This is a genomic window from Cryobacterium sp. Y50, from assembly GCF_002929805.1.
Classification (GTDB): Bacteria; Actinomycetota; Actinomycetes; order Actinomycetales; family Microbacteriaceae; genus Cryobacterium.
This window is the reverse complement of the sequence record NZ_PJJM01000103.1, coordinates 104,209-128,512: the sequence shown is the minus strand read 5'-3', so window position 1 is coordinate 128,512 and position 24,304 is coordinate 104,209. Positions and strand designations below refer to the sequence as shown.

Sequence of the window (24,304 nt, the reverse complement as noted above, 5' to 3'; positions counted from 1 at the left end):
CATACTCCTCAGGAATGCCGGATAACCTTAGGCCAGATAACCTAGATACCAGCCTAATCGCTCCATCGGAAGTGTGAAATCGCCAGTGCCCCTCAACAGCACGCCTACCGGAGTTCAGCCGAGCTTCGACCCCGAGCGCCTCGATGAATCTGACATCGCCGCTGCGCCGGCACCCGAGAGCGCCGCGATCCAATCGCGCTACGGGCGTACCCCTGCCCGCGGGGTTCGCGACCGCCGCATCCTGTGGGGGCTCGGTGGCATTTTTGTTTTGGTGCTGGGAGCCTGGGTGCTGTGGACCGGCCTGGACGGGGCATCCACTCAGATCGAAGCGCGCGATATCGGGCACACCATCATCGATGAGCACAGCGTGAGCGTCACCTTCGAGGTGGCGCTGCCGGTGAACCGCACGGCGAGCTGCGCGGTTCAAGCTCTCAACGAGAGCTATTCGGTCGTCGGCTGGAAGATCATCGATCTACCGCCCTCCACCCTGTACAACCGGTCATTCACCGAGGTTCTGCGCACCACCGATCTGAGCAACACGGGTTTGATTTACCAGTGCTGGCTGACCTAAACTGACATATTCGCCTGGGCAATCGTCGGGCGTCGACTATATCTGCGCGGCCCTCAACCGGCCTTTTTGCGCTTGAGCGTACTGAAGGAGATCACTCGTGGCTACCGATACAACGGTCACTTGGCTAACTCAGGAGGCCCATGACCGCCTCGCAGCGGAACTGGCGTCGCTGAGCAATTTTGGCCGGGTCGACATCGCGAAGAAGATCGAGTCCGCACGGGAAGAGGGCGACCTCAAGGAGAACTCGGGCTACCACGCGGCGAAAGAAGAGCAGGGCAAGATGGAGGCGCGCATTCGCACGCTCACCCTACTGCTGCGCACCGCCGAGGTCGGCCACGCCCCCGAGAGCAACGGCACCGTCATGCCGGGTACCGTCATCACGGCAACCATCGCCGGCGAGGAGAGCCGCTTTCTGATCGGCAGCCGCGAGATCGCCGCCAACAGCGACCTGGACGTGTATAGCGAGCAGAGCCCGCTTGGCGCGGCGATCATCGGCCTCAAGGTCGGCGCGAAGACGAGCTACACCACTCCCACCGGCAAGGAGATCACCGTGCAGATCTCCAACGTGGAGACGTTCACCGGCGCCTGAACCGAACCGGTTAGCTTTTTGGGGTCACTTCCGGGCTCGCCGACGACAGGAGCCGGCCGGTGTGGTGGCTAATTCAGGAAATCCGGGTCGGTCGACTACTCGGCGGCCAGCCAAAATGCGGCATACCGCTGCTGGCCGCCTCAGTTTCCTGAATTAGCCCCCATCGCCCCGAAAAACACCCGCGTGCAACATCACAACTCCTGCAAATTGCGGCCGCGGCAGAAAAGTTGCCCGGAATGCCGGGTATCCGCTCTGGAAGCGTCACGAGTTGCTGGAGTTATGCGCGTGACCGGAGGCGCTAGTCGATCTGGGGATCGTAGCCGGCGGCGCGCAGCGTGTCGACGACATGCTGGCGGTGCTCCGGCCCGCGCGTTTCGACGCTGACGTCGAGTTCGACCTCGCTGATCTGCAGTCCGACGCCGTGTCGGGTGTGCAGTACCTCGATGACGTTGGCCGTAGCTTCGGCGAGGAGCTCGGAGATTCGAGCCAGCTGACCCGGACGGTCGGGCAGCATGATGCGCAGCGTCAGGTACCGTCCCGAGGCGGCGAGACCGTGGCTGATCACGCGCTGCATCAGCAGCGGGTCGATGTTTCCGCCGGAGAGGATAGCCACGGTCGGCCCGGTGGGTGTGATCTTGCCGGCCAGGATGGCGGCGACCGCAACGGCTCCGGCCGGTTCGACCACGAGCTTGGCGCGTTCGAGCAGCACCAGAAGCGCCCGGGCGGTGTCGTCTTCGGTGACGGTCACGATCTCATCGACAACATCGCGCACGATGCTGAAGTTCAGCAACCCGGGTTTGGCCACCGCGATGCCATCGGCAATAGTCGGGAGCATGTTGATCGTCACTGCTTCGCCAGCGGCGAGTGAGGGTGGATAGGCAGCCGCGTTCTCGGCCTGCACCCCAATCACCCGTATGTGTCGCCCATCCCGGGCGGCACGCTGCTTAAGCGCGCTGGCAACCCCGGAGATGAGTCCGCCACCGCCGATGGGAACAATGACCGTCTCCAGGTCGGGAACCTGATCGAGAATTTCGAGTCCGAGCGTGCCCTGCCCGGTGACCACATCCGCATGGTCGAACGGCGGGATCAGGATCGCGCCGGTCTCCCGGGCGTATTCAGCTGCGGCGAGCAGCGGTTCGGTCACGGTCGTACCGCGCAAAATGACCTCTGCTCCGTAGTCCCGCGTCGCCGATAGTTTCGGCAGTGCGACTCCGACGGGCATGAAGATGGTCGCCTTGATGCCGAGTTCGCGCGCGGCAAAGGCCACGCCCTGGGCGTGGTTTCCGGCCGAGGCCGCCACGACGCCACGGGCTTTCTCCTCCTCGGTCAGTTTCGACAGTCGGTTGTAGGCACCGCGAATCTTGTAGGACCCGGTGCGCTGTAGATTTTCACACTTGAGGTAGACCGGCGCGCCCAATACTTCGGCGAGATAGCGTGAGCTCTCCATCGGGGTCACATCCGCAGCCCGGGCGACGACCGCGCGAGCGGCCTCGAATTCGGCGAGGGTCGGTCCGACGAGGGTGGTCTCTGGCATGTTCTAGTTCTCCGAACTATCGTGCGGAGCGCCGGATGCGCTCGAATCTTTGGGGGTGACGCGCGCGGACGCCAAGCGGGACGTGAGGAGGCTCCGCGGGCGCAGCCGTGCTGTGCGCGCCGGCGCGCCAGACGGGCGATACCCCGGTCGGCTCTGCGGCACGGTCTGCCAAAGCACCGATCCGGTCGTCGGCACCGTCGGCACCGTCGGTGGGCTCGACCGCCAGGTACCCCCAGCAACGTAACTGGTCATCGCGTTCAGGACCGCGGCCACTGGCACGGCGAACAGAGCTCCTGGAATTCCGGCGAGTAAGGCGCCGGCAGCCACCACGAGCACGACGGCAAGTGGATGCACCTTCACCGCGGTTCCCATAATGAGCGGCTGCAGAACGTGTCCCTCAACCTGCTGCACGAGTAGAACAACACCGAGCATGGCCAGGGCAATAGCCCAGTTGTTGAAGATGAGTGCGATCACAATCGCCACCGATCCGGTCGCAACGGCACCGACGATGGGGATGAATGAGCCGAGGAAGACCAGAATTCCGATCGGGATGGCCATCGGCACCCCGAGCAGGGCCGCGCCCACTCCAATGCCGACCGCGTCGATCGAGGCGACCAGAATCTGTACCTTAGCGAAGTTGCCGAGGGTGGTCCAGCCGGCGATTCCCGCACCGTCGACGGCCGCGCGGGCCCGTCTCGGGAAAATTCGCACGATCCAGCCCCAAATGGCTTTGCCATCGATGAGGATGAAGAGCAGGCTGAACAGAGCCAGTAGCAGGCCGGTCAGCAGGTGTCCCAGGGTACTCCCGACCGACAGAGCACCACTGATGAATACCGCACTATCCTCCTGGAGAGCCTCCCACCCTTGCTGCACGTAGGTGTTGATCTCGGTTTCGGACAGTTGCAGGGGTGAGCCGGCCAGAAACGCCTTAAAGCCGTCGAAGAATTGAGTGAGCCGTTCGCTCAGCCCAACGGTGCCCTCGGCGATCTGCGTCGATGCGAGGGTGACCAGTCCGGCAACAAGTACCAGCGTACCCACCATGGCCAGAGCGACAGCGACACCCTTCGGCCATCGATGTCGCACCAGAAAAGCCACAAACGGAACCAGGAGCGCAGAAACCAGCACGGCGACGAGCAGCGGAATGACGATCAGCCGCAACTGAATAACCAGGAAGACCAGAATGGCGATAGCGGCGGCGATCACAATCAACCGCCACGACCAGGCCCCCGCCAAACGGATGCCCGCTGGCAGATTCTCGTCGACGCCGTTAACGGCTGCAGTCGAGGTCACGACCTCAATCGGCGTGGCAACGAGCTCGGATCCGGCCTGATTCGCACTCTCGCGCACGCGCTCCCGCACGCGCTCCCGCGCGCGCTCGGCCGAACGCCTGCGACGCAGCCGTAGCAACGCGCGTGCACCTGGATTGCCCCTGGATTCGCTCACGCAATCAGTCTAGGTCTGCCGTCAGTACTGTTGCTGCGCCACACTTGCTGGCCCCACCGGCTCGGTCGAGACCGGCGCCCCGGTAAAGATTACGTACACGCTTTCGCCCGCTCTCGGATGCACGCGCACGCCGTGTTGCAGAAACAAAATCGTGCCGTCGCCCAGACGAACGGTCGTGCGGCGGAGGGAGCCGAGAAAACTCGAGGCGACCACGGTCGCCGCGAGGCCCTCGGCTGCGAACTCGATGTCTTCCGGGCGGATCGAGACCGTTACCGGTCCGTCGGGCGTCGACGGGTCGATCAGAGCCAGGCTCGTTCCGTAGACCTCGGCCCAGGCAGAGCGCACGAGACCATCGATGCGGTTGCTGAGTCCGACGAAGTCGGCGATGAACGGGGTGGCCGGCCGGGAATACAGTTCTTCTGGCGTGCCGACCTGCTCGATATTGCCGGCGCGCATCACGGCGACGCGGTCGGCGATGGCGAGGGCCTCATCCTGATCATGGGTGACGAACAGGGTCGTTATGCCGAGTTCGGTTTGAATACGCCGAATCTCGTCGCGCAGCTGCACGCGTACCTTGGCGTCGAGCGCCGAGAGCGGTTCGTCGAGCAGCAGCACGCGCGGTTCGGTCACGAGTGCGCGTGCGAGCGCGACCCGCTGCTGCTGGCCGCCGGAGAGCTGGTGTGCAAAGCGATCGAAGTGGTCATCGAGGCCGACCATGGCCAGGGATGCTGCCGCCCTGCGGCGGCGCTCGGCCGGCTTGATCTTGCGCATCCGCAGCCCGAATTCGACGTTTTCGCCGGCGCTGAGGTGCGGAAACAGCGAGTACGACTGAAATACCATGCCCATGTCGCGTTTGCTGGTGGCGAGGGCTGATACGTCGATGCCGTCGATGGTGATGCTGCCCGCATCGGTGGATTCGAGGCCGGCCAGCACGCGCAACGCCGTGGTCTTGCCGCTGCCACTCGGGCCGAGCAATGCGACACATTCACCGGCGTGCAGACTGAGGTTGAAGCCGTCCAGGGCGCGCATCCCGGAGAATTCTTTGACGACGCCGACGAATTCGACGACGGTTCCCGGTCGGGTCGGTGCGGTTGGCTGCTGGACTTTCAGCTTCTGTGAATTCATGCTTGACCTTTCACGTTGGTACGGCGGCGCGATGTTCGGGTGCGCGGGGCACCGAGTCGTCCGATAACGAGAAGCAGCAGGAACGCGAAGGCGAGGGCCAGCAGCGAGAGGATCACGGCCGTGTACGGGTCGACCTTGCTCACGACGACGAGAGCGGTCTGCAGGTTGACCCGGTTCAGCAAGGACGCGATGGTGAATTCGCCCAGCACGACGGCCACGACGATGAAGGCACCGGCCAGGATGCCCCGGCGCAGGTTGGGCACGAGCACCCACAGGAGCACACGGCCCCAGCCCGCACCGAGAGTGCGCGCGGCTTCGGTGAGCGTTTTCACGTCGACGCCGTCGAGGTTGGATTGAATGGCCCGATAGGCGAAAGGCAATACCGTAATGCCGTAGGCGAAGGCGAGGGTCCACACGCCGCTCCCCAGCATTCGAGCCACAATGGCGTAGACCGGCGCGAGCCCGACAACGAGCACAATGGCCGGAATGGTGATAGGTAGAATACAGGTGAATTCCAGTACTCGGCGCAGCCGAGGAAAGCGGATGTGCACGAGCAGCATGGTGGGAACGAGCAGCAGCAGCACGATCAGGACCGTGCCGACGGCCAGGGCCACCGAGTTGCCGAGCGCTACCAGGACCGGTCGGTACACTCCGGTGAAGCCGCTCTGAAACAGGGCGACCCAGCGGTCGACGTTGTAGCCGCCGACCAGCCCGGCACGCAGGGTGAATTCGATCATGGCCACGATCGGCACGGCAAAGATGACCCCGATCAGACCGAGAATGATGGTGCGAACCGTGCGGGAGGGCGCGTGGGCGACGCCGTTGGCGGTCAGGCCGGTCATTGCTGCCACCGCGCGGCCCGTGATTGCAGCGCTGAATAGCCGAGCATGACGACAGCCATGACCACGATCATTCCGAGGGCCAGCGCGCCGGCCAGATTTTCCCGACCGAGCAGTGTTTCGCTGGTGAGTGCAGCGCGAATTTGCAGGGGCACAATCTGCGAGCCCTGACTGACCAGCGCCGCCGCGGTGGCGTAGGAGGAGAACGCGTTGGCGAACAGCAGCAACAGGCTGCCAATGAAGGACGGCGCGAGCACCGGAAACGCGATGCGGAACCAATAGCTGGCGGTGCTGCCACCGAGGGTGGCGTTCGCCTCGGCCCACTGCGGTTTCAAGGCTTGCAAGGCCGGCATAAACGTGATGATCATGAGTGGAACCTGAAAGTAGATGTAGGGCAGAATAAGGCCGGTCGTCGAATACAGCCAGACGCCGTTCTCAAAAATATCCAGGCCGAAGGTATCGCGCAGATACAGGGTCACCATGCCCTGGATGCCAATGGTCGCGACGAAGGCGAAGGCGAGCATGACGCCACCGAACTGGGCCAGCACACCACTGAGCGAATCAATGGTGGTGCGCAACGGACCGTCCGGACGCGCGCCCAACAGGGCGTAGCAGACCGCTGCACCGACAACGGCACCAACGACGGCGGTCAGCGCCGACAGCCAGAAAGAGTTGAAGAAGGTGGTCAGCACGACGGGGTCGCCAAGGGCCGCGACCGTAACCAGGGTGAAGGCGCCGGTATTGTCGAAAAAGCCCGTGCCGATCGCAATCAGGGTCGGCACCGCCAGGAACAACAACACATACACCGCGAAGGGCAGCAGCCCGAAGGCTGCTGCCCTTCCACGGATGCTACTGGACAGCCGCAGCCCACTTCTCGCCGAGCAGTGTAGCCGCTGCGGTGCTCTGTTCTTCGGTCGGAACGACGGTGTCGCTCGGCGCCTTCGGCAGCGCGTCGAACAGCTCACTGTCGATGGTGCCAGCCTCGGCCATGGCCTCGGCGCGCGCCGGACGAGCGCCGCCGGCGAGCCACAGGTTCTGTGCTTCATCGCTGTACAGGAATTCCTGCCACAGCCGCGCTGCCGCAGGGTTGGGGGCATCCTTGTTGATCGCCTGGTTGTAGTATCCGGCGTAGCCGGTGCCGTCGAAGACGACGACCTTCCAGTTGCGCTGGCCCTCCAGCTGGGCACCGTAGCCGACGTTGAGGTAGTCCCAGTCGAAGACCACCGGGGTCTCACCAGAGGCTACGGTCGCCGTCGTCGGGTTGACCTTCAGAAAGTTACCGGCCTTGTTGAGTTCGGAGAAGAAATCGATGCCAGGCTGAAAGTCGTCGACCGTTCCGCCGCTCTGCACGGCGGCGAGACCGACGGCGGCGAAGGCCGCACCGGCCTGGGTCGGATCGCCGTTGATGGCGACCTTTCCCTTGTAGTCGGCTCCGAGCAAGTCGGAGAGCTCTTTCGGCTCCGGCACGGCGTCGGGGTCGTAGCCCACCGAGAGGTATCCGCCGTAGTCGCCGACGTAGAGGCCTGACGCTTCCTTGAGCGCGTCGGGAATGTCGGCCCAGTTGGCAACCTGGTACGGCGCAAAGCGGTCGGTACTGGAGAGGGCGACGGCCAGGCCGAGGTCGAAGACATCCGGTGCCGTGTCCTGGCCCTTGAGGTTGTCGGCGGCCTGGATCTCCTCGGCACTGGACCCGTCGGGGGACGCCTCGTGGATTGTGATGTCGGGGTATTTCTCGGCAAACAGGTCAAGGACGGCGCCGTAGTTCGCCCAGTCACGCGGCAGCGCGATGACGTTCAGCTCACCTTCCGCGATGGCGGCTTCTTCGAGACCGGCCAGATCACCAAAGGCGGTAAGGCTGGTGGCGGTTGCTGCGTCAATGCCCGAGGCCGGGGCCTCGGCAGCTGGTGAACAGCCGCTGAGCGTGAGTGCAAGGGCCGCTGCGGTGGCCAGGGACACCGTCAGAGTGCGTTTGAGAGACAATTTTTCCTCCATTGTGACCGGCACCGGAACGTGTGAATGCTGTGGCAAACGTTCCAGATGAACAGAATATGAGGCAGGGAGTGCCGGCTGCCCGACACTACGAAGATTACATGTCCATCACACGATTTCCACCTTAACCGCAGGTGAACGGGGGTGCAGCTAGAGTGAGACGAATGGTCACGACAATCTCTCCCGCACTGGCGCGGCGGATTGCACTCGCCGCGCAGGGCTTCGGCGCGCGACCGACATCGGCCGTCGGAATTCGTCAGCTCACGGCCCTGGTGAACCGACTTGAGCTGTTACAGATCGACTCGGTCAACGTGTTCGAGCGCAGCCACTACATGCCGGCCTTCAGCCGACTCGGCCCTTATGACAAAACCCAGCTTGACCGGTTGACCACGGGTCGCCAGGCCCGCGTTACCGAATATTGGGCCCACGAGGCCTCCTATCTGCCGATCGACGTCTGGCCGCTGTTTCACTGGCGCATGCATAACTATCGCGACCGCTCAGCCCGCACGCCCGGCGACTGGTCCCAGGCCAACCGTCCGATGCTCGACTGGCTCCTAGCCGAGCTCGCCGCCAACGGTCCGATGCCGGCGAGTGCGATCGAACACGACGCCAACAAGCGCAGCGGTCCCTGGTGGGGCTGGTCCGAGGTGAAGACCGGGCTGGAAAGTCTGTTCCGCTGGGGCGATGTGGTCAGCGCCGGCCGCATCCGCTTTGAACGGGTATATGCCCTGCCCGAGCAGGTCTTCTCCCCCGAACTGCTCGGCACCAAAATTTCTGAAACGGATGCCCACCGCGAACTTGTGCGCCGCTCAGCTCGCGCGCATGGGATTGGTACGGTGAAGGATTTCGCCGACTACTTTCGGCTGAAGTCGGCACCGGTTCTCTCGGCCATTCGTGATTTGGAGGAGGCCGGAGAACTACTCCCGGTGCAGGTTGCGGGCTGGGGTGCGCGCGCCTGGCTGCACCGGGACGCTCGGTTACCGCGCACCATGGACGCGCAGGCGGTGCTGTCCCCGTTTGACCCGGTGGTCTGGGAACGTGCCCGCGCCCTGCGGCTGTTCAATTTTCACTACCGCATCGAGATTTACACGCCGGCACCCAAGCGCGTGTTCGGCTATTACTCTCTGCCGATTCTGCTTGGCGACATGGTCGTCGGGCGGGTCGATCTGAAGAACGACCGGCAGGCCGGCGTACTACGGGTGCAGTCGGCCTGGGCTGAGCCGGGCGCGCCAGCGGATGCTGCGGCGAGGCTAGCGCAGGTGCTGCGGGAAGCGGCGCTCTGGCAGGGCCTCAGGGAGATCGTCGTCGCGCCGCGCGGCAACCTGGCTGACGGTCTCGCCGCCGAACTTCGGTAAGCCTGTCGTCGCGTGGTCAGGTTAGAACTTGCGACCCATGGCGGTCAGGCGCTCGATGCGCTCTTCGATCGGCGGGTGCGTCGCGAACAGCTTGCCCATGGCGCCCTTCTTCAGCGGGTCCGAGATCCAGAGGTGGGCCATCGAACTGTTCTGCTTCTGCATGGGGCGACCGTACTCACCAAGTTTGGCCAGGGCCGAGGCGAGCGCGTCCGGGTGGCGCGTCGTCAACGCGCTTGTGGCATCCGCTAAATATTCGCGCTGGCGAGAAATGGCGAGCTGCACGACGGTCGCGATGAGCGGGGCCACGATCATTGCGACAAGGCCGAAGACCATGACGACGGGATTACCGTTGCTGTTGTTGCTGCGGCCGAAGAACGCCATGCGCAGGAACATGTCGGAGATGAAGCCGATCGCGACGACGAGGCCGAACACGACCATCGACACTCGAATGTCGTAGTTGCGCACGTGGCCGATCTCGTGGGCCATAACGCCTTCGAGTTCGGAGTCGTCCATGATGTCGAGCAGGCCGGTGGTGGCGGCGACGATCGCGTGCTGGGGGTCGCGACCGGTGGCGAAAGCATTTGGCGCCGGATCGTTGATGATGTAAACCTCGGGCATCGGTGTGCCGGTCGTAATCGACAGGTTCTCCACGATGCGCCAGAGACGGGGATGGTCGGCCTTGCTGTTGACCCGGATGCCGCCGCTCATCGAGATCGCCTGGCGACCAGCGGCGTAGTACTGAATGATCACGTAGAGCGCAGTGATGACGACCGTGGCGATGAGGATGCCGTAACCGCCAGCACCGTAAACGAAGTTCGCCAGCCAGCCGAGCCCCGCAATGATCACGAAGAACAGGATCATGATGAAGACGGTGTTGCGTTTGTTCTTAGCTATTGCGCTGTACATCGACTAAGTCCCGTTAGAACTGCACGCGGGGCGGCTCCGCAATCGCTGCGGAATCGGCCACCTCAAAGAACTCGCGCTCGGTGAAGCCGAGGTTCACGGCGAACAAGTGGTTCGGGAACACCTTGATCTTGGTGTTCATTTCGCGCACGCCACCGTTGTAGAACCGACGCGCGGCCTGAATCTTGTCTTCGGTGTCGACGAGTTCGGCTTGCAACTGCAGGTAGTTCTGGCTGGCTTGCAGCTGCGGGTACGCCTCGGCGACAGCAAAAATGCTCTTCAGCGCGGTCTGCATGTGATTCTCAGCAGCGGATGCGTCGGCCGGGCCTTGTGCTGACAGCGTCTCGGCTCGCGCACGGGTCACGTTTTCAAACACGTTCTTCTCGTGTGCCGCGTAGCCCTTGACCGTTTCGATCAGGTTGGGCAGCAGGTCAGCACGACGCTTAAGCATCACCGTGATGTCGCTCCACGCCTCGTCGACGCGCACATTCAGCGTCACGAGCGAGTTGTACGTCGACCACAGGTAGATACCCGCGATGGCGACGAGTGCGACAACGATCAGAACCGGGATGAGCCATTCCATGGCAGCGTCTCCTTGCAAATTGGCTATGTAGGGTGACACGGCGGCATGACTTGGCGACAACGACCCCCGTGCGTACCTGCCCATACTAACCGCGACCCCGGAGGCTCCCACCCGCTTCCCATCACACTCCAAGCAACCTCAAGGCGCGCGGGGAAACGCGGCGACGATCCTTCGGCCGATCGAGGCTTGGAACCGGATCAGGTAGCCATCCGGGTCCTGCACGAGAAACTGAGCGACGCCGGCCTCGGTATCGCCCGTTCGGTACCATTTCGTCTCGGGTTCCATGAACAGCGGCCAACGAGCCTCCCGAAAGGTACACACGAGCGGGTCGATCGATGGAACCGACACCTGAAAGTTGACGCCGCGGCCGAACGGCGGGTCTAACGCCGCCGGAATCCAGTTTCGCCCAGCGCCCCGTCGCTCGAGCATGAGGTGCGCCGTGCCCCGAGTGATGTAGGCAAACCCATCGTCGGGTCGGTCGTACAGCACGTCAAATCCGCTGAGACGGCACCAGAAATCCAGACTCTTCTGCAGCGAGGTGACCAGAAGCTCCGGGACGAGGTCGGGCGCCAGCATGCTGCACTCATCGGTCATCGCAGCTCCTTTCGGAACCAGTGATTGGCATACGGGTCAGTGTTGTGCGGCTCGCCCTCGATGTAGCCGAGCGACGCGTAGAGGCTACGTGCCTCGACGAGGTCGGTTCTCGTGTCCAGACGCAAGACGGTGAGCCCGATGGCGCGGGATTCGCGTTCCAGATTCTGCATGAGCAGTCGGCCGACGCCTTGGCCGCGAGCCGCCGGTTCAACAAAGACCCTGGTCACCTCGCCGAGCTCGCCCTGTTGAATTCGCATTCCGGCACAACCGAGCACTGTGTCCCCGTAGCGGGCGAGTAACAGCAGTCCGGTCGGAGCAGTGAGGTCGTCGCCGGGATACTGGGCCTGGGCGTCCAGAACCTCGTTCCGAAACGCGGGACGCCCGTGGTAGCGACTCACGATGTCGTCGTAGTACCGAAAAGACACACCCTCGGCTTCAGCGGATGACGGCGATGCCGCGAAAATCAGGATCGGCAACGCACACATCATGCGGTCTACCCTACTGGCGGCGCGTTCGAGGCCACCTGCATTCGCCTTTAATGCTGACGAGTATCCAGCTGTATCTGCATCGCCTGAAGTCACTAGCCGGCTCCATGAAACGTGACCCACGCATTACTGCGTGAATTCCGCACGCCGGAATCGCACTTCCCGCTGAGCGCCCCGCAACGGGGAATCACAAAAGGGCAGGCTCTCCAGCATGATCAAACTGGCTGCGCGTAGGACGAGCTGGCCTGCCGCGGTTGCGGCCTTTTGCGAAAGACTCAGTTTGTCGGCAAACTTCGCCCAATGCTTCGCTTTGAGGTTTTTGGTCTTTCCAGCCACGGACAGGGCCAGGGTGTCGTCGCCGTAAAGTGGCAGCGATATGACCTGCGTTCCGTCTTCCAATGGCAACCGTATCCACGTCTCTTCGTTATTCCTGGCGCGTCAAAGCGTTCCGCGAGCGCGGTCGCCCGCGCGGTGTTTCGGGTCGTGCAGTTCATGCCGGCGCTGGTGTTTTCACAGATTCTGCTCGGCGGTATTTTTCTGCCGCGCGAGCAACTGCCCGAGGTGCTGCGCGCGATCAGCGACGGGTTACCGCTGTCGCACGCGATCGACGCGCTGCGGGCGGTCGCGGACGATTCGCACGACGCCGCCTAGATTGGAGGGGAATTGCGCATCCGCTCCTCGCTCTCACACTCGCAACCCCGCAGGACTCGACTCCGTGATGAGTTTGCTACGCGTTAACGGTTTGCGAGGGCGTGCTGCAGCCAGCGGTAGCTCGACTTGGGGGTGCGCGTGCGGCGGTCGTCAGCGAAGTCGACGTGCACCAGGCCGGTCGGCTGGGTGTAGCCGGCATCCCACTCGAACCCGTCGAGCAGCGACCAGAATGCGAAGCCGGCGAGGTCGACAGCAGCGGCCGGGGCTCCGCTGGCCGTGGCGACGAGGGCGACCACGAGGTGTTCGGCGAGGTAGTCGATGCGGGCGGGATCGTGCACCTGGTGGCGGGCATCCGCTTGGTCAGAGAAGGCGCCACCGGCGAGTGAGAGGTAAACGGGAGGCAGGTCGGGGTAGCGTTCGGCCAGTTCGGCGAGCGCCACAGCGACATACTCGGAAGCGTTGACGTCGCCGGTGGAGGTCGTGGGGTGTTCGCGGAACGGCTCAAGGTGGAACGGCCATGAGGTGACGGGAATCGGCTGGCCGTCGGGGGCCTTCAGCACCGTCGCACCGGCAGCGATTCGGGCCGGCCCGGTGTAGCTCATGCCGTAGAAGTCGAGCGGCTGCTGGATCGTGCGCAGGTCGGCTGGGGCGGCCTCGAGCAGGGTGCGTAGTTCGACCCCGAACGGTTCGAGAGGGTCTGGATAGTGGCCGAGCAGCACCGGGTCGGCGAACAGCCGGTTCTGCAGCAGGTCGTAGAGGGCCGTATAGGAGCGGTCCTGGTCGCGGTCGGTCGCTGACTGCACCGGAGTGTGGGAGTTGACCAGGCCGATGCGTCCGCGCACGTCGGCGGCGCGCAGGCCCTGCACGGCAAGACCGTGCGCGAGCAGCTGATGGTGCGCGGTAGGAAGCGCGTCGAACAACAGGGTGCGGCCGGGTGCGTGGGTGCCGAGCGCGTAGCCCCTGGTGGTGACTGTGGCCGGCTCGTCGAGGGTGACCCAGGCGTCGATGCGGTCGCCGAGAGCCTCCCCCACGGCGTGAGCGTAGTCGGCGAAACGGCCGGCGGTGTCGCGGTTCAGCCAGCCGCCGCGCAGAGCAGCCGGCAGGTCCCAGTGCGAGAGCGTGGCGGTTGAACGAATACCGTCAGCCAGCAACGCATCCAGCAACCGATCGTAGAACGCGAGCCCGTTGCGGTTGAGGGGGCCGCGGCCCTCGGGCTGTAGCCTGGTCCAGCCCAGCGAGAACCGGTAGGCGTCGACGCCGAGGTCTCGCAAGAGGACGGCATCCGCGGCGTAGTTCTTGACGTGATCGGCGGAGACGGAGGCGTTCGAGCCATCGCGGATGCGCCCTGATCGTTGGCTGAAGGAATCCCAGACGCTGTCGCCACGGCCGCCGTCGCGGGCGGCTCCCTCGATCTGAAAGGCAGACGTGGCGACGGCCACCTCGAACCCGGTCGGCAGGCGATCGCCGAGCTCTCCGGCGCGGTGTTCCCAGTCCCGGGCGGCGACGGCGCGTGTGGAGGCGGGGGTGCGGGGCGTGGCATTCATCAGGGTACTGCTCTCCTCGGCGGTCTCATGCTGGGCATCCGCTTCGGATAAAGGTTGTCATGTTTGCGGGTGGCCGGCGGCAGCTCGAAGAATTCCCTCGGTTTGTTACATTTTGTAAGGCGCGGGAGGTTGACTTTACCGCCCGCTGCCCTTCAAATTGGGGCAGGGGGTGAGTTATGTCTAAATCGACTCGGGTCGCAGTATCGGGCGCAACGGCGCGTGCGCGACGCTCCCGCAGCTTAGCGGCCGTCGCCGCCCTGCTGCTTGGGTGTGCGATCGCCCTCGCCGGACCCGTGCTGGCGACGGCGCAGGCAGAAGAAGCTGTAGCGACCTCGACGATTCAGGACGAACCCCTGGAAGCAACGCCGGAACCGAGCCAGGAGGTGAACCTGCAATCCACGGCGCAATCCACGGCGCAGTCGACACCGGAATCGACACCGGAATCGACCGCACCGGCCACTGAAGAACCCATCCCGAATACCACGACCGATCCCGCAGCGGCGACGAGGCCGCTGATCGAGAGCCCTGGAAACGGGCAGTTCATCAGCAGTAACCGCACCACCGTGTCGGGGTCGAAAGCCGCTGGCCAAAGGATTCAGCTGTTATCGCCGCGCGGCGAGGACGCCCTATGCATCTTCCCCCCAGAAGGTGTGTCGCTGGATGAAGATACATCGACCTCCTGGAGCTGCAGCAACCTATACCTGCAGAACGGTCCGACGATCAAACTGCGCGTTGTTGTAGCTGGCGATTCCACCCTGAGCGACGAGATCACGGTTGCCGTTCTGGGCGTACCGACCGTGCTGGGCGGCCGCACCGGCTCCGAGTCCGACGGCTGGGTGCGCGGAACCGGGCATCCCCAAGCCACCGTGACGGCATCACTGGAGAACGGCGACTCGTGCTCCAGCGACGTCGACAACTCGGGTGCCTGGGCGTGCCTGTTTGCGGGCACGCTCGCGAGCGGAAGTCTGGAGGTGACAGCGAGCCAGCGTTCGACCTTCAGCAGCCCGTCGTCCAATTCGAGCGACCCGATCGGGATTGTGTTCGACCTGCAAGCCCCCGCTGCTCCCGTTGTCACGACTCCCCGCGAAGGCGCCCAGGTGCTCGTCGCGGGAACCCAATACATAGGCACCGGCGAGACCGGCGCAACAGTCACCGTGTTCGCCGGTGCCTACTCGGTCTGCTTCGCCAAGGTGACCGACGGGGCCTGGACCTGCTCCGCCGGGGGCGTGGAAGCGGGTTCGTACTCCGTCATCGCGGTGCAGCAGGATTCCGCCGGCAATGTCGGCCCGGGCAGTACCCCTGTGACGGTCAGGTATGCCGCCGCGAGCACCACCACGCCGACCCCGTCTGCCTCTGAGACGCCAGCGGCCACGCCGGCTCCGAGCACATCAGCCTCACCCTCGCCTGACAGTGCGGTCGAAGTCCCGGGTGAAACAGTGGTGCCCACGCCCTCCTCGGCGCCGCAAACGGAGGAACCAGCGCCGGAAGCCGCTGAGGAGGAGGAGGCGGCGGGGGCATCCACTTTTTCCGGCCGGTGGAATGACCCGACCCGCTTCGCGCTGCCGATCGGGCCAAGCGGCACCAGTTCGCCGTTCCCCTGGTTGCAGGCCGGGCTGCTCGCCTTGGGCGCCCTGGTGCTGATCGCTCTGCCACTGCGGATGCTCGCGGGCACCATCTCGCGCACGCGCGGCGGACATCCACTCTGGTCAAGGCCCACCCTGGCGGGTCGCAATCAGGTGCGCGAAGAGTATGACGTGGCACCGACCGTGCGGCTCAACCGGTGGCTGCGCGGTGGCGCGGCGCTCGTGGCCGCAGCGACATTCGTCATGCTGTCCGGACCAGTGGTGGATCAGCCGGCCTACCTGCGTCTGCTGGTCGCGGTGATCATTGGGCTGGTCCTGGTCAATGGGGTCGCCATTCTGGTCCCGCTGTGGTGGAGTTCCCGCGTGCTTGGGCTGCGCGGGGCGGTTAGGTTTCTGCCGCGTTACCTGCTGCTGATCGCGGCCGCGGCGATAGCCTCGCGCGTCTTCGACCTGCACCCGGCCCTGCTGTTCGGGCTGCTCGGCAGCGTGAGCTTGTCAGCCAAAGCGGATGCTGCCAGCGCGCAGCCGACGCCGGCGCAGCGCGGCCAGCTTGCGACAGTGCGGGTCGGCGCCCTCGCCCTGTTTGCCGCGCTCGCCTGGTCACTCGGAGCGCTTGTGCCCGCCGCCAGTGATTTCACGACCTCGTTCGTGGCTGAGATGGTCAACACGATCGTGCTCGCTTCAGTCGGCTCGGCCGTGCTCATTCTGGTGCCTATCGGTCACACCAGCGGGCGCAGCATTCTGGTCTGGTCACCGCCGATCTGGACCGGCCTGACCGTCGTCGCCTATGGAATTTTGTTCGCCGCGCTCACCCCGGCGATCGATCAGCTGCACAGCAGCGGCTCCGGGACGGTGTTGTGGATCGTCGCAGCAAGCTTCGCAGCACTGTGCGCAAGCGCCTGGGGCTGGCAGCGCTTCGTCGCTCCCGCGCAACGCTGACCCGGAGGAGGCGGTATCGTACAAATGTGCGCCTTGGAGTCCTCGATGTCGGTTCGAATACCGTCCACCTATTGGTTGTCGACGCGCACGAAGGCGCCCCGCCGGTGCCGATGGCCTCCGATAAGAGCGTTCTGCGCCTCATGCGGTACATCACACCTGATGGTGCAATCAATGATGAGGGTGTCGCGGCGGTACTTTCTTCAGTGCAGCATGCAGCGGATGTTGCCCAGCAGCACAATATCGACGAGTTGCTGCCGTTTGCCACCTCGGCCGTGCGCGACGCGACCAACGGCCCAGAACTGCTCGGCCGGGTCGAACGGGAAACCGGTGTCGCCCTGCAAGTACTATCAGGCGAAGACGAAGCCCGACTAACTTTTTTGGCCGTGCGGCGCTGGTATGGCTGGTCGGCCGGCAACATTCTGCTGTTCGATATCGGCGGCGGATCGCTCGAGATCGCGGCCGGCGGAGCTGAGTTTCCCGAGGTGGCGCTGTCGCTCCCGCTCGGCGCCGGGCGCAGCACGATCGGTTTTCTGCACCACGATCCTCCTCTACCGGAGGAGGTGTCTGCGTTGCGAGGGCATGCGGCATCCGTTCTGCGCGATGCGGTCGGTGCCTTCGCGCACCTGCCGGCACCGCACCACATCGTCGGATCGTCGAAGGCGATTCGATCACTGGCCCGACTGGCCGGCACCACCTCGGACGGCGTCGGCGCCGCGGACCGCCTGCGGCTCGGCCGGGCCGGGCTCGACGACTGGGTGCCGCGTCTCGCGCGCATTCCCGCCGAAGCCCGCCCGGCGCTTCCTGGCATTACCGCCGACCGCACCTTTCAGATCGTGGCCGGCGGCATCGTGCTCGGTGCGGCGATGGCCGCGTTCGGGGCGGCGGAACTTGAAGTGTCGCCATGGGCGCTGCGCGAGGGCGTCATTCTGCGTTACCTTGACCGCCTGCGCTAGCACTCTGACGTGGGATCAGGGAACCGAGCTGGCCCAGCACCGGCAGATCACGCTGGCCACCACGATAGCGATCTACTTCTGTGATCCACATTCACCGTGGCAGCGGGGCACCAACGAAAACACCAACGGGCTGCTGCGCCAATACTTCCCTAAAGGCACCGACTTATCCATCCATTCGCCCGAGCGGCTACTCGAAGTAGCTACCGAACTCAACAATCGACCCCGCAAAACACTCGGCGGCATCACACCCGCTCAAGCCATGCAACGACTATTACCAGAGCCAGAAAAACCCATCGTTGCAACGACCGGTTGAATCCATCGAACCCTATGCGGGCAGTGCGGATCTCGGGCCAGTGGTGTTGGCGGGCTTGCAGGATGACGATGTGGTCGTCCGTGACGTAGTAGACGAGGCGGTTCGTGTCATCGATGCGGCGGGACCACGCGCCGGAGAGGATGTGCCTGAGAGGATGTGCCTGAGAGGATGTGCCTGAGGGGCTCCGGTTTGCCGATACCAGCGAACGGATCGCGCAGCGCGACGGTGATCAGCCAGTTGATGCGTTTGAGAGTCTTGCGGTCCTGGGTCTGCCAGTAGACGTAATCCTCCCACCCATTGGGGTCGAAGTGGCCTTGCTCGACGACTAATCCCGACAATCGAATCCCACCCTAAATGCCGCTTGACTTCAATAGGAGCATCCACCCAGCGGGACGTGACCGTGAAATGCCCGAACAGAGCGAAAATTGTGGGCGCCCTTTGGGCTGGTGATTGTCTGTGACCCGTCCCTGGCACCTAAGTGTGTCGGGCAACTTTGAAGGCCACCACTTCTTGAAAAGGAACCACATGACAAATATCCTCCCGACGCCCATCGACGACGGTGCCGGCGACCACCTGTTCGGATTGCACCTGCCTGACGTCGCCCTTGCGTCGACATCGGGCGGTCAGGTGAGCATCACAAACATCTCGACAGGGCGTTGGATCATGTTTATTTATCCACGGACGGGTGTCCCTGGCCAGGAGGAGCCAATCGGATGGGCGGACATTCCCGGAGCAAAAGGGTGCACCGCCGAAGCATGCAGCTTCCGCGATAGCTTGGTCGAGCTCCAGGAGGCCGGTGCCCACAGCGTGATCGGGCTCTCGGTGCAGAGTTCGGCTTACCAACGCGAGGCCGTCAAGCGGCTGCACCTTCCATACCCACTCCTCTCAGATCAGCAAGGACGATTGGCAGAGACGCTCAATCTGCCCACCTTTGCGGTCGCAGGCTTGACGCTTCTGAAGCGCATGACTCTTGTTATTGACGGCGAAACCATCAGGCACGTGTTTTATCCCGTCTTCCCTGCAGAGGATCATGCAGACCAAGTCCGTGACTGGCTACACGCAAATCCCGCGGTCTGATCACCCGAGAGTAATCACTACTTCCGAACGTGTTCTGGGCGATGGCTATCATCCGGACGACGCCGGCTACGAGCAGCTGACCGCGATCAACCGGGGCACACTTCTCAAACGGCTTAGCCCGGAGGAAATTGTCAGTCCCGAACTCTGTTCACTCCAAGTCCCGTGATGGTTCCGTAAAAGGAACCGCCTACGGGACGACGACGGGCGTCGCCGGAGTAGTGATGTCTATCGCTCGGACTCGCGCTCAAAGGTAGAAGGTGAAGAACTTGACCGCTTCGTCGGCGTCACCCCAGCGCACCAGGACCGGGGCAGAAATCTGGCTAAGGGACTCTGAGATCAGGAGCCTTCCGATGGCGGGCGCCAAGAGGATTCCAGCCCGGACACGCGCGTCGGTCAGGGACCGCGCGCCGGTTTCCGCCAACGAAGTCAACTCGGCATCGGAATACTTGCTGCGCAGCGTTTTGATCAAGTCTGGAAACTCCGGTACGTCCGGCGCAGGGATCTGTCCGTGAAACATTGCCTCCATGAGGTGTACATCGATTTTGCCGCCGAGCAGTGCGGTGACGGTGTAGCCGCCGAACGAGAACCCGGCCGCACCGACCCGCGTGATATCGATGTTCTGCTCGGCCACGAGATGGTCGATAAGGAAGGTGATGTCCCTTGCTCTTTCCCACGCGAACGCGAATCCTTCGGGGAGGTACTCGTCGTTGTAGCTGTTGCCGGGGTGATCGACCGAAGCAACGAGGAATCCCGCGTCATTCAGCGGTTTCGCGAGCCAGTCCAGGTCTTCTCCTGCGCCGCCAGTGCCGTGCGAGAGCACTACGACCGGTGCGGGCGTTGACCTGCTGGAGCGCCAAATGCGCGTTCTCAGTAAACGAGGTTCGGTCGGAACAGACCAGCTCGAACGCGAGTGGTCGAGCAGGTGTGTTGTCTCGGGGTTCATTCCCGAAGCCTAGTGCGACCGCTTTCGCACCCTGGTCAGCAAGAGGAACGACTACCGGACGATTAGCGTGAACGAAACCACGCCCTACCGCTGACTGGGCCTGAAGCAAGCCGACGAACGTCAATCAGCTTGCTTCCCGGAGGTTGGGGTTGCGCGCAGGTGGGTGCTACGCGACAGGGTGCCCTTCAACTTCAGTAAGCGATGCCCTTGGCCTCATCGCGTTCTCAAGGTCATTGAGTCTGCATCGGAGTGATGGTGAGATCGACTGAACCAAATGGGAACGGGTAGAAGAATGTGCCGCTGCCATTCCAATCGGTAATGGGGATCATCGCAAACCAAATCTGGCTAATCGCGACCGATGCGACAGCGAGGATCACGACCGTGACAGCGCCTCGATCGAGGTAGCGCAGCGCGGCGGGAACATCACTTGCCCGGCGGAGTACGAAGGTCAGCGCTCCGATCACGATCGCGAAGATGCCGATATAGATAAAGACACTCGGTTGGAGCGTCAGGTCGATGCAGCTCGGCGCCAGCTCGGTGACGTTTCCGGCTGCATCGATAAATGTGCCATCAGCGTTCACGCCACCTGGGCAGTAGCCTTTACTGGCCACAGTAAACGCGGTGTACCCCAGAGCAGCGAGCATGGCAAGCACAACGAGGCGCCGGATGCGCGCAACGATCGGCCGCAGCGGCAATGCGTCTGCGGCCTGCGCACCTTCGGGCTGAAGCGACAACGACATTTTGACCCCCCGATCGGCTACCAGCGGCCTTACTTGTAGCCTACCTACGGGCTCAGGGTACCGGCAAAGTCGCCCGTCGGGGCATTCCCGCCCCTGCCAGCGGAACGGCGGGCCGGGGATACGCCCACCGGAAAGCCCGCGCGCGCCGTCCGCTGGTGTTCGTCACGGCCGCGCCGTTGCCGCACGCGTTTGGGAAGTTGGCCCTGGTTCGGACACGTGCCAATGCACCGAACAGGGGCCACGAGCGCTGGTCACCGCGCGGACACGGACATCGCACGACCATGGCACCGTCCATGATGCCCTGACCCGACCTGAACGTGCCCGCAAGCCGGACGACCACCGGAACACCGATGGATGTGCGCCGTCTTTCGCGGCTCCGGGCGACGTCTGGAGGCGGCAGATCCGTGAGACTAGTCCGAGAAAATGCCTGGTCAAGGGGACTAACCGAGGCAAGAAATATCGCCCTCCGCTTCTGTTCCTCGACGCCTCCCGAGCCGATCGTGTATTCGCCATAAGAAGGGGGCGACACGCCCCAGGGACTCGGCGCCCGCTGCGCTGAGGAAGGTCGCCTCCGGCGTTCAGGCGCGGGTTCGCGCAGAAATATCCCAGGCTGCGGCAACCTCAAAATGGGCGGCCTGTGCCGACTCGAGCTAGATGGCGTGGTCGCCGGCGTCGAGGGTGGGGCCGATCCCGGCGCCCCGGGCGCCGGGGCAGGGGTATGAGGCCAGCCGTAGGCGTTCGGCGCGCGGGTCAGCCCTGACTGTCGGTGGCAGGGTGCATGGTGATGTCAGTCAGCAGCAATTCCGGCTCGTCGCCACCAATGACGGCGAGCCCTACGAGGTAAGGTCATGGGAACGCGTTCAGCGGATGAGACTGCAGCGGGCAAGAGACACCGCGTGCGTTACCGCAGACCCGGCCACAGCCAGACCGACAAACGTGGCTTCAAGACCAAGCGCTCCGCTCAGCTGTTCCTCGCCTGCACCGAGGTGTCCAAGAGTCGCTGGAGAGCCACCGAGATCGGCCGCATCCAGCACAGCGAGGTGCAGACCTGGGTGTCACAGCTCAGTGCCGGCACAGCAATAACTTTGCATCCCACGCCCGGTGTACGTAGCGCCACCCACGTCATCCGTGCCTACGGAGTGCTCGCGGCAATCCTCGACGTGGGGGTCATGGAGCGCCGCATACTGGTCAACAGCTCGTGCGGCGTGACTCTCCTTTGCAAAAGGAACAAACCGCACACGGATCTCTGGCACGAGTAGGTTGACCTGCTCGCAACCGCGGCGGCGGCGGCGCATGGAACGGTAGTGCTGACCCTCGCCTACACCGGCCTGCTGGGGTGAGGTGACCGGATTGCGGGTGCGAGACGTGGATCTCGTTCAGAGGCGTCTGGCAGTTCGCGAAAACGCCGTGCGGTTTGGCGGCAAGATTCTCATCGGCACGCCGAAGTCGCACGAGGCACGCCTGGTTCCGTTTCCCCCGTTCCTGTAGGAACGATTGGCGTTGCTCTGCGCCGATAGGACACCTGACCAGATCCTGTTCGGCAACGGGCTGTCGCATCAGTGCACGCCGTCGACTCAGGACGGCGGGCTGGTTTACGCCCTCAAGTGTGCCCGGGAGGTCGATCCGACCTTTCCGCGTGTCGTTCCCCACGACCTCAGGCACACCGCGGCCAGCCTGGTCGTGTCTGCCGGGGCGAACGTCAAAGTGCTGCAGCGGCTGCTCGCCTGCGCCTCGGCGGCGATGACCATGCACGTATACACAGATCTCTTCGACGACGACCTGGACAGCGTTGCAGTGGCCCTCGAACAGGCCCGCATAATTTCAAGTGTGGGCAAAATTTGGGCAAACGGTGCACCTGAGGAACCTGTTACGAATTTAAAAGCCAGATCAGCATAGAAAAATTCGTGGTGCCCCCACTGGGACTTGAACCCAGACTGTGACGATTTTAAGTCGTCTGCCTCTGCCAATTGGGCTATGGGGGCGTGCCCGCTGACGGGCGCTTAAAGCATAGGTGCTGCCGAGCGAGGTGATCGCCCGACAGCATCTACCGAAACAATTACTTCGAAGCCGAAGCCGATGCCTCCGCGGCCGCCTTCTCGGCGGCGGGCGCCGAGGTAGCCGCAGCCGCTGCAGCAGCCTTCACCGTGGGCTTGCGCGGCGCACGCGGCGCGCGAGGGGCTGCCGGAGTCTTGGCTGCCGGGGCCGCAGCAGGCGCCGGCGGCTTCGGACGCGAAGCGAACTCGACGAACGCGCCACGCGGGTGCTGTGTGGCGCTGAGCGAAACGTTGTCGCGACCGAGGAAGAAGTTGTTCACCCAACCCCAGACAACGCGCAGCTTGCGCTCCCAGCTCGGCATGGCGAGCCCGTGGTAGCCACGGTGCGCGAACCACGCCGGCAGGCCCGTCATCGCGAACTTGCTGTTCTGGAACACACCGATACCAATACCGAGACCGGCGACAGCGCCCAAGTTCTTGTGGAAGTACTGTACCGGAGCCTCGTCGCGCAGCACGGCGGCGATGTTCTTGGCGAGGAGCTTGCCCTGACGCACAGCGTGCTGGGCGTTCGGCACGCAGTTACCGCCGACGCCGCCACCGCTCAGGTCGGGAACGCAACTTACATCGCCGGCGCCCCAGGCATCAGCGATGATGTCGTCCTCGGTTCCGACGCGCAGGTCGGCACGAACCTGCAGACGACCGCGCTCTTCGATGGGAAGGTCGGTGTGGCGCACGATCGTCGGGTTCGCCATGACGCCGGCGGTCCAGACGATGAGGTCTGTTTCGAAGATCGCTCCGGTGGAGAGCTCGATCTTTCCGTCGACCGCACTGGTCAGCTGGGTGTCGAGGTAAATCTGGGCACCGCGACCGGCGAGGTTGTCGATGACCCAGAGGCTCGTCTTGAGCGAGACCTCGGGCATGATGCGGCCCATGGCTTCGATGAGGTGAAAGTTGGTGTCCTCGAAGCTGATCTCGGGGTACAGAGTGAGCAGCGAGGTCGCGAACGAGCGCAACTCGGCGAACACCTCGATGCCGGCGAAACCGCCACCGACCACGACGAAGGTGAGCAGACGCTCACGCTCTGGGCCGGCTGGAAGGGCGGCCGCCTTGTCGAAGTTGGTCAGCACGCGGTCGCGAATGGCGACGGCTTCTTCGATGGTCTTGAGGCCGATGGCCTGGTCGGCGACACCCGGAATCGGGAACGTGCGCGACACCGCCCCGGCGGTGACTACGACGATGTCGTACTTGAACTCGTACGGCTCGCCGGTCGGCGGGGTGATCGTGGCGGTCTTCTCAGCGTGGTTCACGTGCGTGACCTTGGCGGAGATGACGTTGGTCTTCTTGAGGTGGCGACGGTGCGACACGACCGCGTGACGCGGTTCGATAGAACCGGCGGCGACCTCCGGCAGGAAGGGCTGGTACGTCATGTACGGCAGCGGGTCAACCATGGTGACGTCGGCTTCACCGGATCGCAGCCACTTCTCGAGCTTCCACGCCGTGTAAAAACCGGCGTAGCCGCCACCAACAATGAGAATTTTGGGCACGATGAGAAGGCCT

The 24,304-nt window shown here is 63.9% G+C and carries 23 protein-coding genes, 1 tRNA gene and 2 pseudogenes; 10 read left to right on the top strand and 16 right to left on the bottom strand.

The window, feature by feature from the left end; all coding sequences use genetic code 11:
• The first annotated feature begins 85 nt into the window (after positions 1-85).
• Entirely contained in the window at positions 86-571 is a 486-nt protein-coding gene (locus tag CXY73_RS18610; RefSeq protein WP_158253152.1) for a DUF4307 domain-containing protein, read from the top strand.
• Between the two features lie 97 nt (positions 572-668).
• Positions 669-1,160 (top strand): transcription elongation factor GreA, encoded by a 492-nt coding sequence (gene greA, locus CXY73_RS18605; RefSeq protein ID WP_104138561.1) that lies wholly within the window; start codon positions 669-671, stop codon positions 1,158-1,160.
• 298 nt (positions 1,161-1,458) lie between these two features.
• Here the strand turns inward: greA and ilvA are convergent, their stop codons facing one another.
• Genes ilvA through CXY73_RS18575 form a run of 6 tightly spaced genes read right to left on the bottom strand, consistent with a single transcriptional unit; the run spans position 1,459 to position 8,093 of the window.
• Positions 1,459-2,694, bottom strand: a complete 1,236-nt coding sequence (gene ilvA / locus CXY73_RS18600; RefSeq protein ID WP_104178560.1) for a threonine ammonia-lyase — start codon at positions 2,692-2,694, stop codon at positions 1,459-1,461.
• A 3-nt stretch (positions 2,695-2,697) separates the two neighbouring features.
• Positions 2,698-4,137, bottom strand: a complete 1,440-nt coding sequence (locus CXY73_RS18595) for an AI-2E family transporter (RefSeq protein ID WP_233198457.1) — start codon at positions 4,135-4,137, stop codon at positions 2,698-2,700.
• Positions 4,138-4,158: 21 nt separating this feature from the next.
• A complete protein-coding gene (locus tag CXY73_RS18590) occupies positions 4,159-5,262 on the bottom strand; it encodes an ABC transporter ATP-binding protein (RefSeq protein WP_104138567.1) in 1,104 nt (367 codons plus the stop codon).
• A complete protein-coding gene (locus tag CXY73_RS18585) occupies positions 5,259-6,104 on the bottom strand; it encodes an ABC transporter permease (RefSeq protein ID WP_104178559.1) in 846 nt (281 codons plus the stop codon). The genes CXY73_RS18590 and CXY73_RS18585 overlap by 4 nt, the downstream gene beginning before the upstream one ends.
• Positions 6,101-6,967 carry an ABC transporter permease gene (locus CXY73_RS18580; protein ID WP_369831261.1) on the bottom strand — a complete coding sequence of 289 codons (867 nt, stop codon included), beginning with the start codon at positions 6,965-6,967 and terminating at the stop codon, positions 6,101-6,103. The genes CXY73_RS18585 and CXY73_RS18580 overlap by 4 nt, the downstream gene beginning before the upstream one ends.
• Positions 6,951-8,093, bottom strand: a complete 1,143-nt coding sequence (locus CXY73_RS18575; RefSeq protein ID WP_104178598.1) for an ABC transporter substrate-binding protein — start codon at positions 8,091-8,093, stop codon at positions 6,951-6,953. The genes CXY73_RS18580 and CXY73_RS18575 overlap by 17 nt, the downstream gene beginning before the upstream one ends.
• A gap of 161 nt (positions 8,094-8,254) precedes the next feature.
• Here CXY73_RS18575 and CXY73_RS18570 point away from each other — a divergent pair, with 161 nt between their 5' ends.
• The gene (locus CXY73_RS18570) at positions 8,255-9,445 is read left to right on the top strand and encodes a winged helix-turn-helix domain-containing protein (protein WP_104178558.1); all 1,191 of its coding nucleotides are present in this window, start codon (positions 8,255-8,257) and stop codon (positions 9,443-9,445) included.
• 21 nt (positions 9,446-9,466) lie between these two features.
• On the opposite strand, the gene CXY73_RS18565 is transcribed toward CXY73_RS18570, so the two are convergent.
• The 4 genes from CXY73_RS18565 to CXY73_RS18550 all read right to left on the bottom strand — a co-directional run bounded on the left by CXY73_RS18565 (position 9,467) and on the right by CXY73_RS18550 (position 12,013).
• Positions 9,467-10,351 (bottom strand): M48 family metalloprotease, encoded by an 885-nt coding sequence (locus CXY73_RS18565; RefSeq protein ID WP_104178557.1) that lies wholly within the window; start codon positions 10,349-10,351, stop codon positions 9,467-9,469.
• A 13-nt stretch (positions 10,352-10,364) separates the two neighbouring features.
• On the bottom strand, positions 10,365-10,931 hold the full coding sequence (locus CXY73_RS18560; RefSeq protein ID WP_104138578.1) for a LemA family protein: 567 nt from the start codon (positions 10,929-10,931) through the stop codon (positions 10,365-10,367).
• 138 nt (positions 10,932-11,069) lie between these two features.
• Positions 11,070-11,525, bottom strand: a complete 456-nt coding sequence (locus CXY73_RS18555) for a VOC family protein (protein WP_199184360.1) — start codon at positions 11,523-11,525, stop codon at positions 11,070-11,072.
• Positions 11,522-12,013 (bottom strand): GNAT family N-acetyltransferase, encoded by a 492-nt coding sequence (locus tag CXY73_RS18550; RefSeq protein WP_199184361.1) that lies wholly within the window; start codon positions 12,011-12,013, stop codon positions 11,522-11,524. The genes CXY73_RS18555 and CXY73_RS18550 overlap by 4 nt, the downstream gene beginning before the upstream one ends.
• A 297-nt stretch (positions 12,014-12,310) precedes the next feature.
• Here CXY73_RS18550 and CXY73_RS18545 point away from each other — a divergent pair, with 297 nt between their 5' ends.
• A complete protein-coding gene (locus tag CXY73_RS18545; protein WP_104138581.1) occupies positions 12,311-12,661 on the top strand; it encodes an ABC transporter permease in 351 nt (116 codons plus the stop codon).
• A gap of 83 nt (positions 12,662-12,744) precedes the next feature.
• Here the strand turns inward: CXY73_RS18545 and CXY73_RS18540 are convergent, their stop codons facing one another.
• A complete protein-coding gene (locus tag CXY73_RS18540; protein WP_104178556.1) occupies positions 12,745-14,205 on the bottom strand; it encodes a glycoside hydrolase family 1 protein in 1,461 nt (486 codons plus the stop codon).
• A gap of 176 nt (positions 14,206-14,381) precedes the next feature.
• Between CXY73_RS18540 and CXY73_RS18535 the strand changes: the two genes are divergently transcribed.
• From CXY73_RS18535 to CXY73_RS18525, 3 genes and pseudogenes are all read left to right on the top strand, one after another.
• Positions 14,382-16,727, top strand: a complete 2,346-nt coding sequence (locus CXY73_RS18535) for a hypothetical protein (RefSeq protein WP_104178555.1) — start codon at positions 14,382-14,384, stop codon at positions 16,725-16,727.
• A gap of 26 nt (positions 16,728-16,753) precedes the next feature.
• Entirely contained in the window at positions 16,754-17,680 is a 927-nt protein-coding gene (locus tag CXY73_RS18530; RefSeq protein WP_104138589.1) for a Ppx/GppA phosphatase family protein, read from the top strand.
• Between the two features lies 1 nt (position 17,681).
• Positions 17,682-17,993, top strand: a pseudogene (locus CXY73_RS18525) (IS30 family transposase); the annotation flags it as partial.
• 40 nt (positions 17,994-18,033) lie between these two features.
• On the opposite strand, the pseudogene CXY73_RS18520 reads toward CXY73_RS18525, so the two are convergent.
• Positions 18,034-18,331 (bottom strand): annotated as a pseudogene (locus CXY73_RS18520) (Txe/YoeB family addiction module toxin); the annotation flags it as partial.
• A 187-nt stretch (positions 18,332-18,518) separates the two neighbouring features.
• Between CXY73_RS18520 and CXY73_RS18515 the strand changes: the two are divergent.
• Positions 18,519-19,070 carry a peroxiredoxin gene (locus tag CXY73_RS18515; RefSeq protein ID WP_104138594.1) on the top strand — a complete coding sequence of 184 codons (552 nt, stop codon included), beginning with the start codon at positions 18,519-18,521 and terminating at the stop codon, positions 19,068-19,070.
• 244 nt (positions 19,071-19,314) lie between these two features.
• Here CXY73_RS18515 and CXY73_RS18510 read toward each other — a convergent pair whose 3' ends face one another.
• Both CXY73_RS18510 and CXY73_RS18505 read right to left on the bottom strand, forming a co-directional pair.
• Positions 19,315-20,013: an alpha/beta fold hydrolase gene (locus CXY73_RS18510; RefSeq protein WP_104178554.1), complete on the bottom strand. Its 699-nt coding sequence runs from the start codon at positions 20,011-20,013 to the stop codon at positions 19,315-19,317.
• A 230-nt stretch (positions 20,014-20,243) separates the two neighbouring features.
• Positions 20,244-20,753, bottom strand: coding sequence for a hypothetical protein (locus CXY73_RS18505; RefSeq protein ID WP_104178553.1), 510 nt, complete (start codon positions 20,751-20,753; stop codon positions 20,244-20,246).
• 896 nt (positions 20,754-21,649) lie between these two features.
• Between CXY73_RS18505 and CXY73_RS23015 the strand changes: the two genes are divergently transcribed.
• Both CXY73_RS23015 and CXY73_RS23010 read left to right on the top strand, forming a co-directional pair.
• Positions 21,650-22,012 (top strand): hypothetical protein, encoded by a 363-nt coding sequence (locus CXY73_RS23015; RefSeq protein ID WP_233198456.1) that lies wholly within the window; start codon positions 21,650-21,652, stop codon positions 22,010-22,012.
• A 241-nt stretch (positions 22,013-22,253) separates the two neighbouring features.
• Positions 22,254-22,649 (top strand): tyrosine-type recombinase/integrase, encoded by a 396-nt coding sequence (locus tag CXY73_RS23010; RefSeq protein ID WP_233198455.1) that lies wholly within the window; start codon positions 22,254-22,256, stop codon positions 22,647-22,649.
• 9 nt (positions 22,650-22,658) lie between these two features.
• Here the strand turns inward: CXY73_RS23010 and CXY73_RS18495 are convergent.
• A tRNA-Leu gene (locus CXY73_RS18495) sits at positions 22,659-22,735 on the bottom strand.
• Positions 22,736-22,809: 74 nt separating this feature from the next.
• Positions 22,810-24,291, bottom strand: a complete 1,482-nt coding sequence (locus CXY73_RS18490; RefSeq protein ID WP_104178552.1) for an NAD(P)/FAD-dependent oxidoreductase — start codon at positions 24,289-24,291, stop codon at positions 22,810-22,812.
• Between the last annotated feature and the right edge of the window lie 13 nt (positions 24,292-24,304).

What these genes read in the sequence shown, in the direction of transcription:
- ilvA (WP_104178560.1), bottom strand. Translation starts at nt 2,694, where the DNA reads ATGCCAGAGACCACCCTCGTCGGACCGACCCTCGCCGAATTCGAGGCC.
- CXY73_RS18590 (WP_104138567.1), bottom strand. Translation starts at nt 5,262, where the DNA reads ATGAATTCACAGAAGCTGAAAGTCCAGCAGCCAACCGCACCGACCCGA.
- CXY73_RS18585 (WP_104178559.1), bottom strand. Translation starts at nt 6,104, where the DNA reads ATGACCGGCCTGACCGCCAACGGCGTCGCCCACGCGCCCTCCCGCACG.
- CXY73_RS18575 (WP_104178598.1), bottom strand. Translation starts at nt 8,093, where the DNA reads ATGGAGGAAAAATTGTCTCTCAAACGCACTCTGACGGTGTCCCTGGCC.
- CXY73_RS18570 (WP_104178558.1), top strand. Translation starts at nt 8,255, where the DNA reads ATGGTCACGACAATCTCTCCCGCACTGGCGCGGCGGATTGCACTCGCC.
- CXY73_RS18565 (WP_104178557.1), bottom strand. Translation starts at nt 10,351, where the DNA reads ATGTACAGCGCAATAGCTAAGAACAAACGCAACACCGTCTTCATCATG.
- CXY73_RS18560 (WP_104138578.1), bottom strand. Translation starts at nt 10,931, where the DNA reads ATGGAATGGCTCATCCCGGTTCTGATCGTTGTCGCACTCGTCGCCATC.
- CXY73_RS18555 (WP_199184360.1), bottom strand. Translation starts at nt 11,525, where the DNA reads ATGACCGATGAGTGCAGCATGCTGGCGCCCGACCTCGTCCCGGAGCTT.
- CXY73_RS18550 (WP_199184361.1), bottom strand. Translation starts at nt 12,013, where the DNA reads ATGATGTGTGCGTTGCCGATCCTGATTTTCGCGGCATCGCCGTCATCC.
- CXY73_RS18545 (WP_104138581.1), top strand. Translation starts at nt 12,311, where the DNA reads ATGCTTCGCTTTGAGGTTTTTGGTCTTTCCAGCCACGGACAGGGCCAG.
- CXY73_RS18540 (WP_104178556.1), bottom strand. Translation starts at nt 14,205, where the DNA reads ATGAATGCCACGCCCCGCACCCCCGCCTCCACACGCGCCGTCGCCGCC.
- CXY73_RS18535 (WP_104178555.1), top strand. Translation starts at nt 14,382, where the DNA reads ATGTCTAAATCGACTCGGGTCGCAGTATCGGGCGCAACGGCGCGTGCG.
- CXY73_RS18515 (WP_104138594.1), top strand. Translation starts at nt 18,519, where the DNA reads ATGACAAATATCCTCCCGACGCCCATCGACGACGGTGCCGGCGACCAC.
- CXY73_RS18510 (WP_104178554.1), bottom strand. Translation starts at nt 20,013, where the DNA reads ATGAACCCCGAGACAACACACCTGCTCGACCACTCGCGTTCGAGCTGG.
- CXY73_RS18505 (WP_104178553.1), bottom strand. Translation starts at nt 20,753, where the DNA reads ATGTCGTTGTCGCTTCAGCCCGAAGGTGCGCAGGCCGCAGACGCATTG.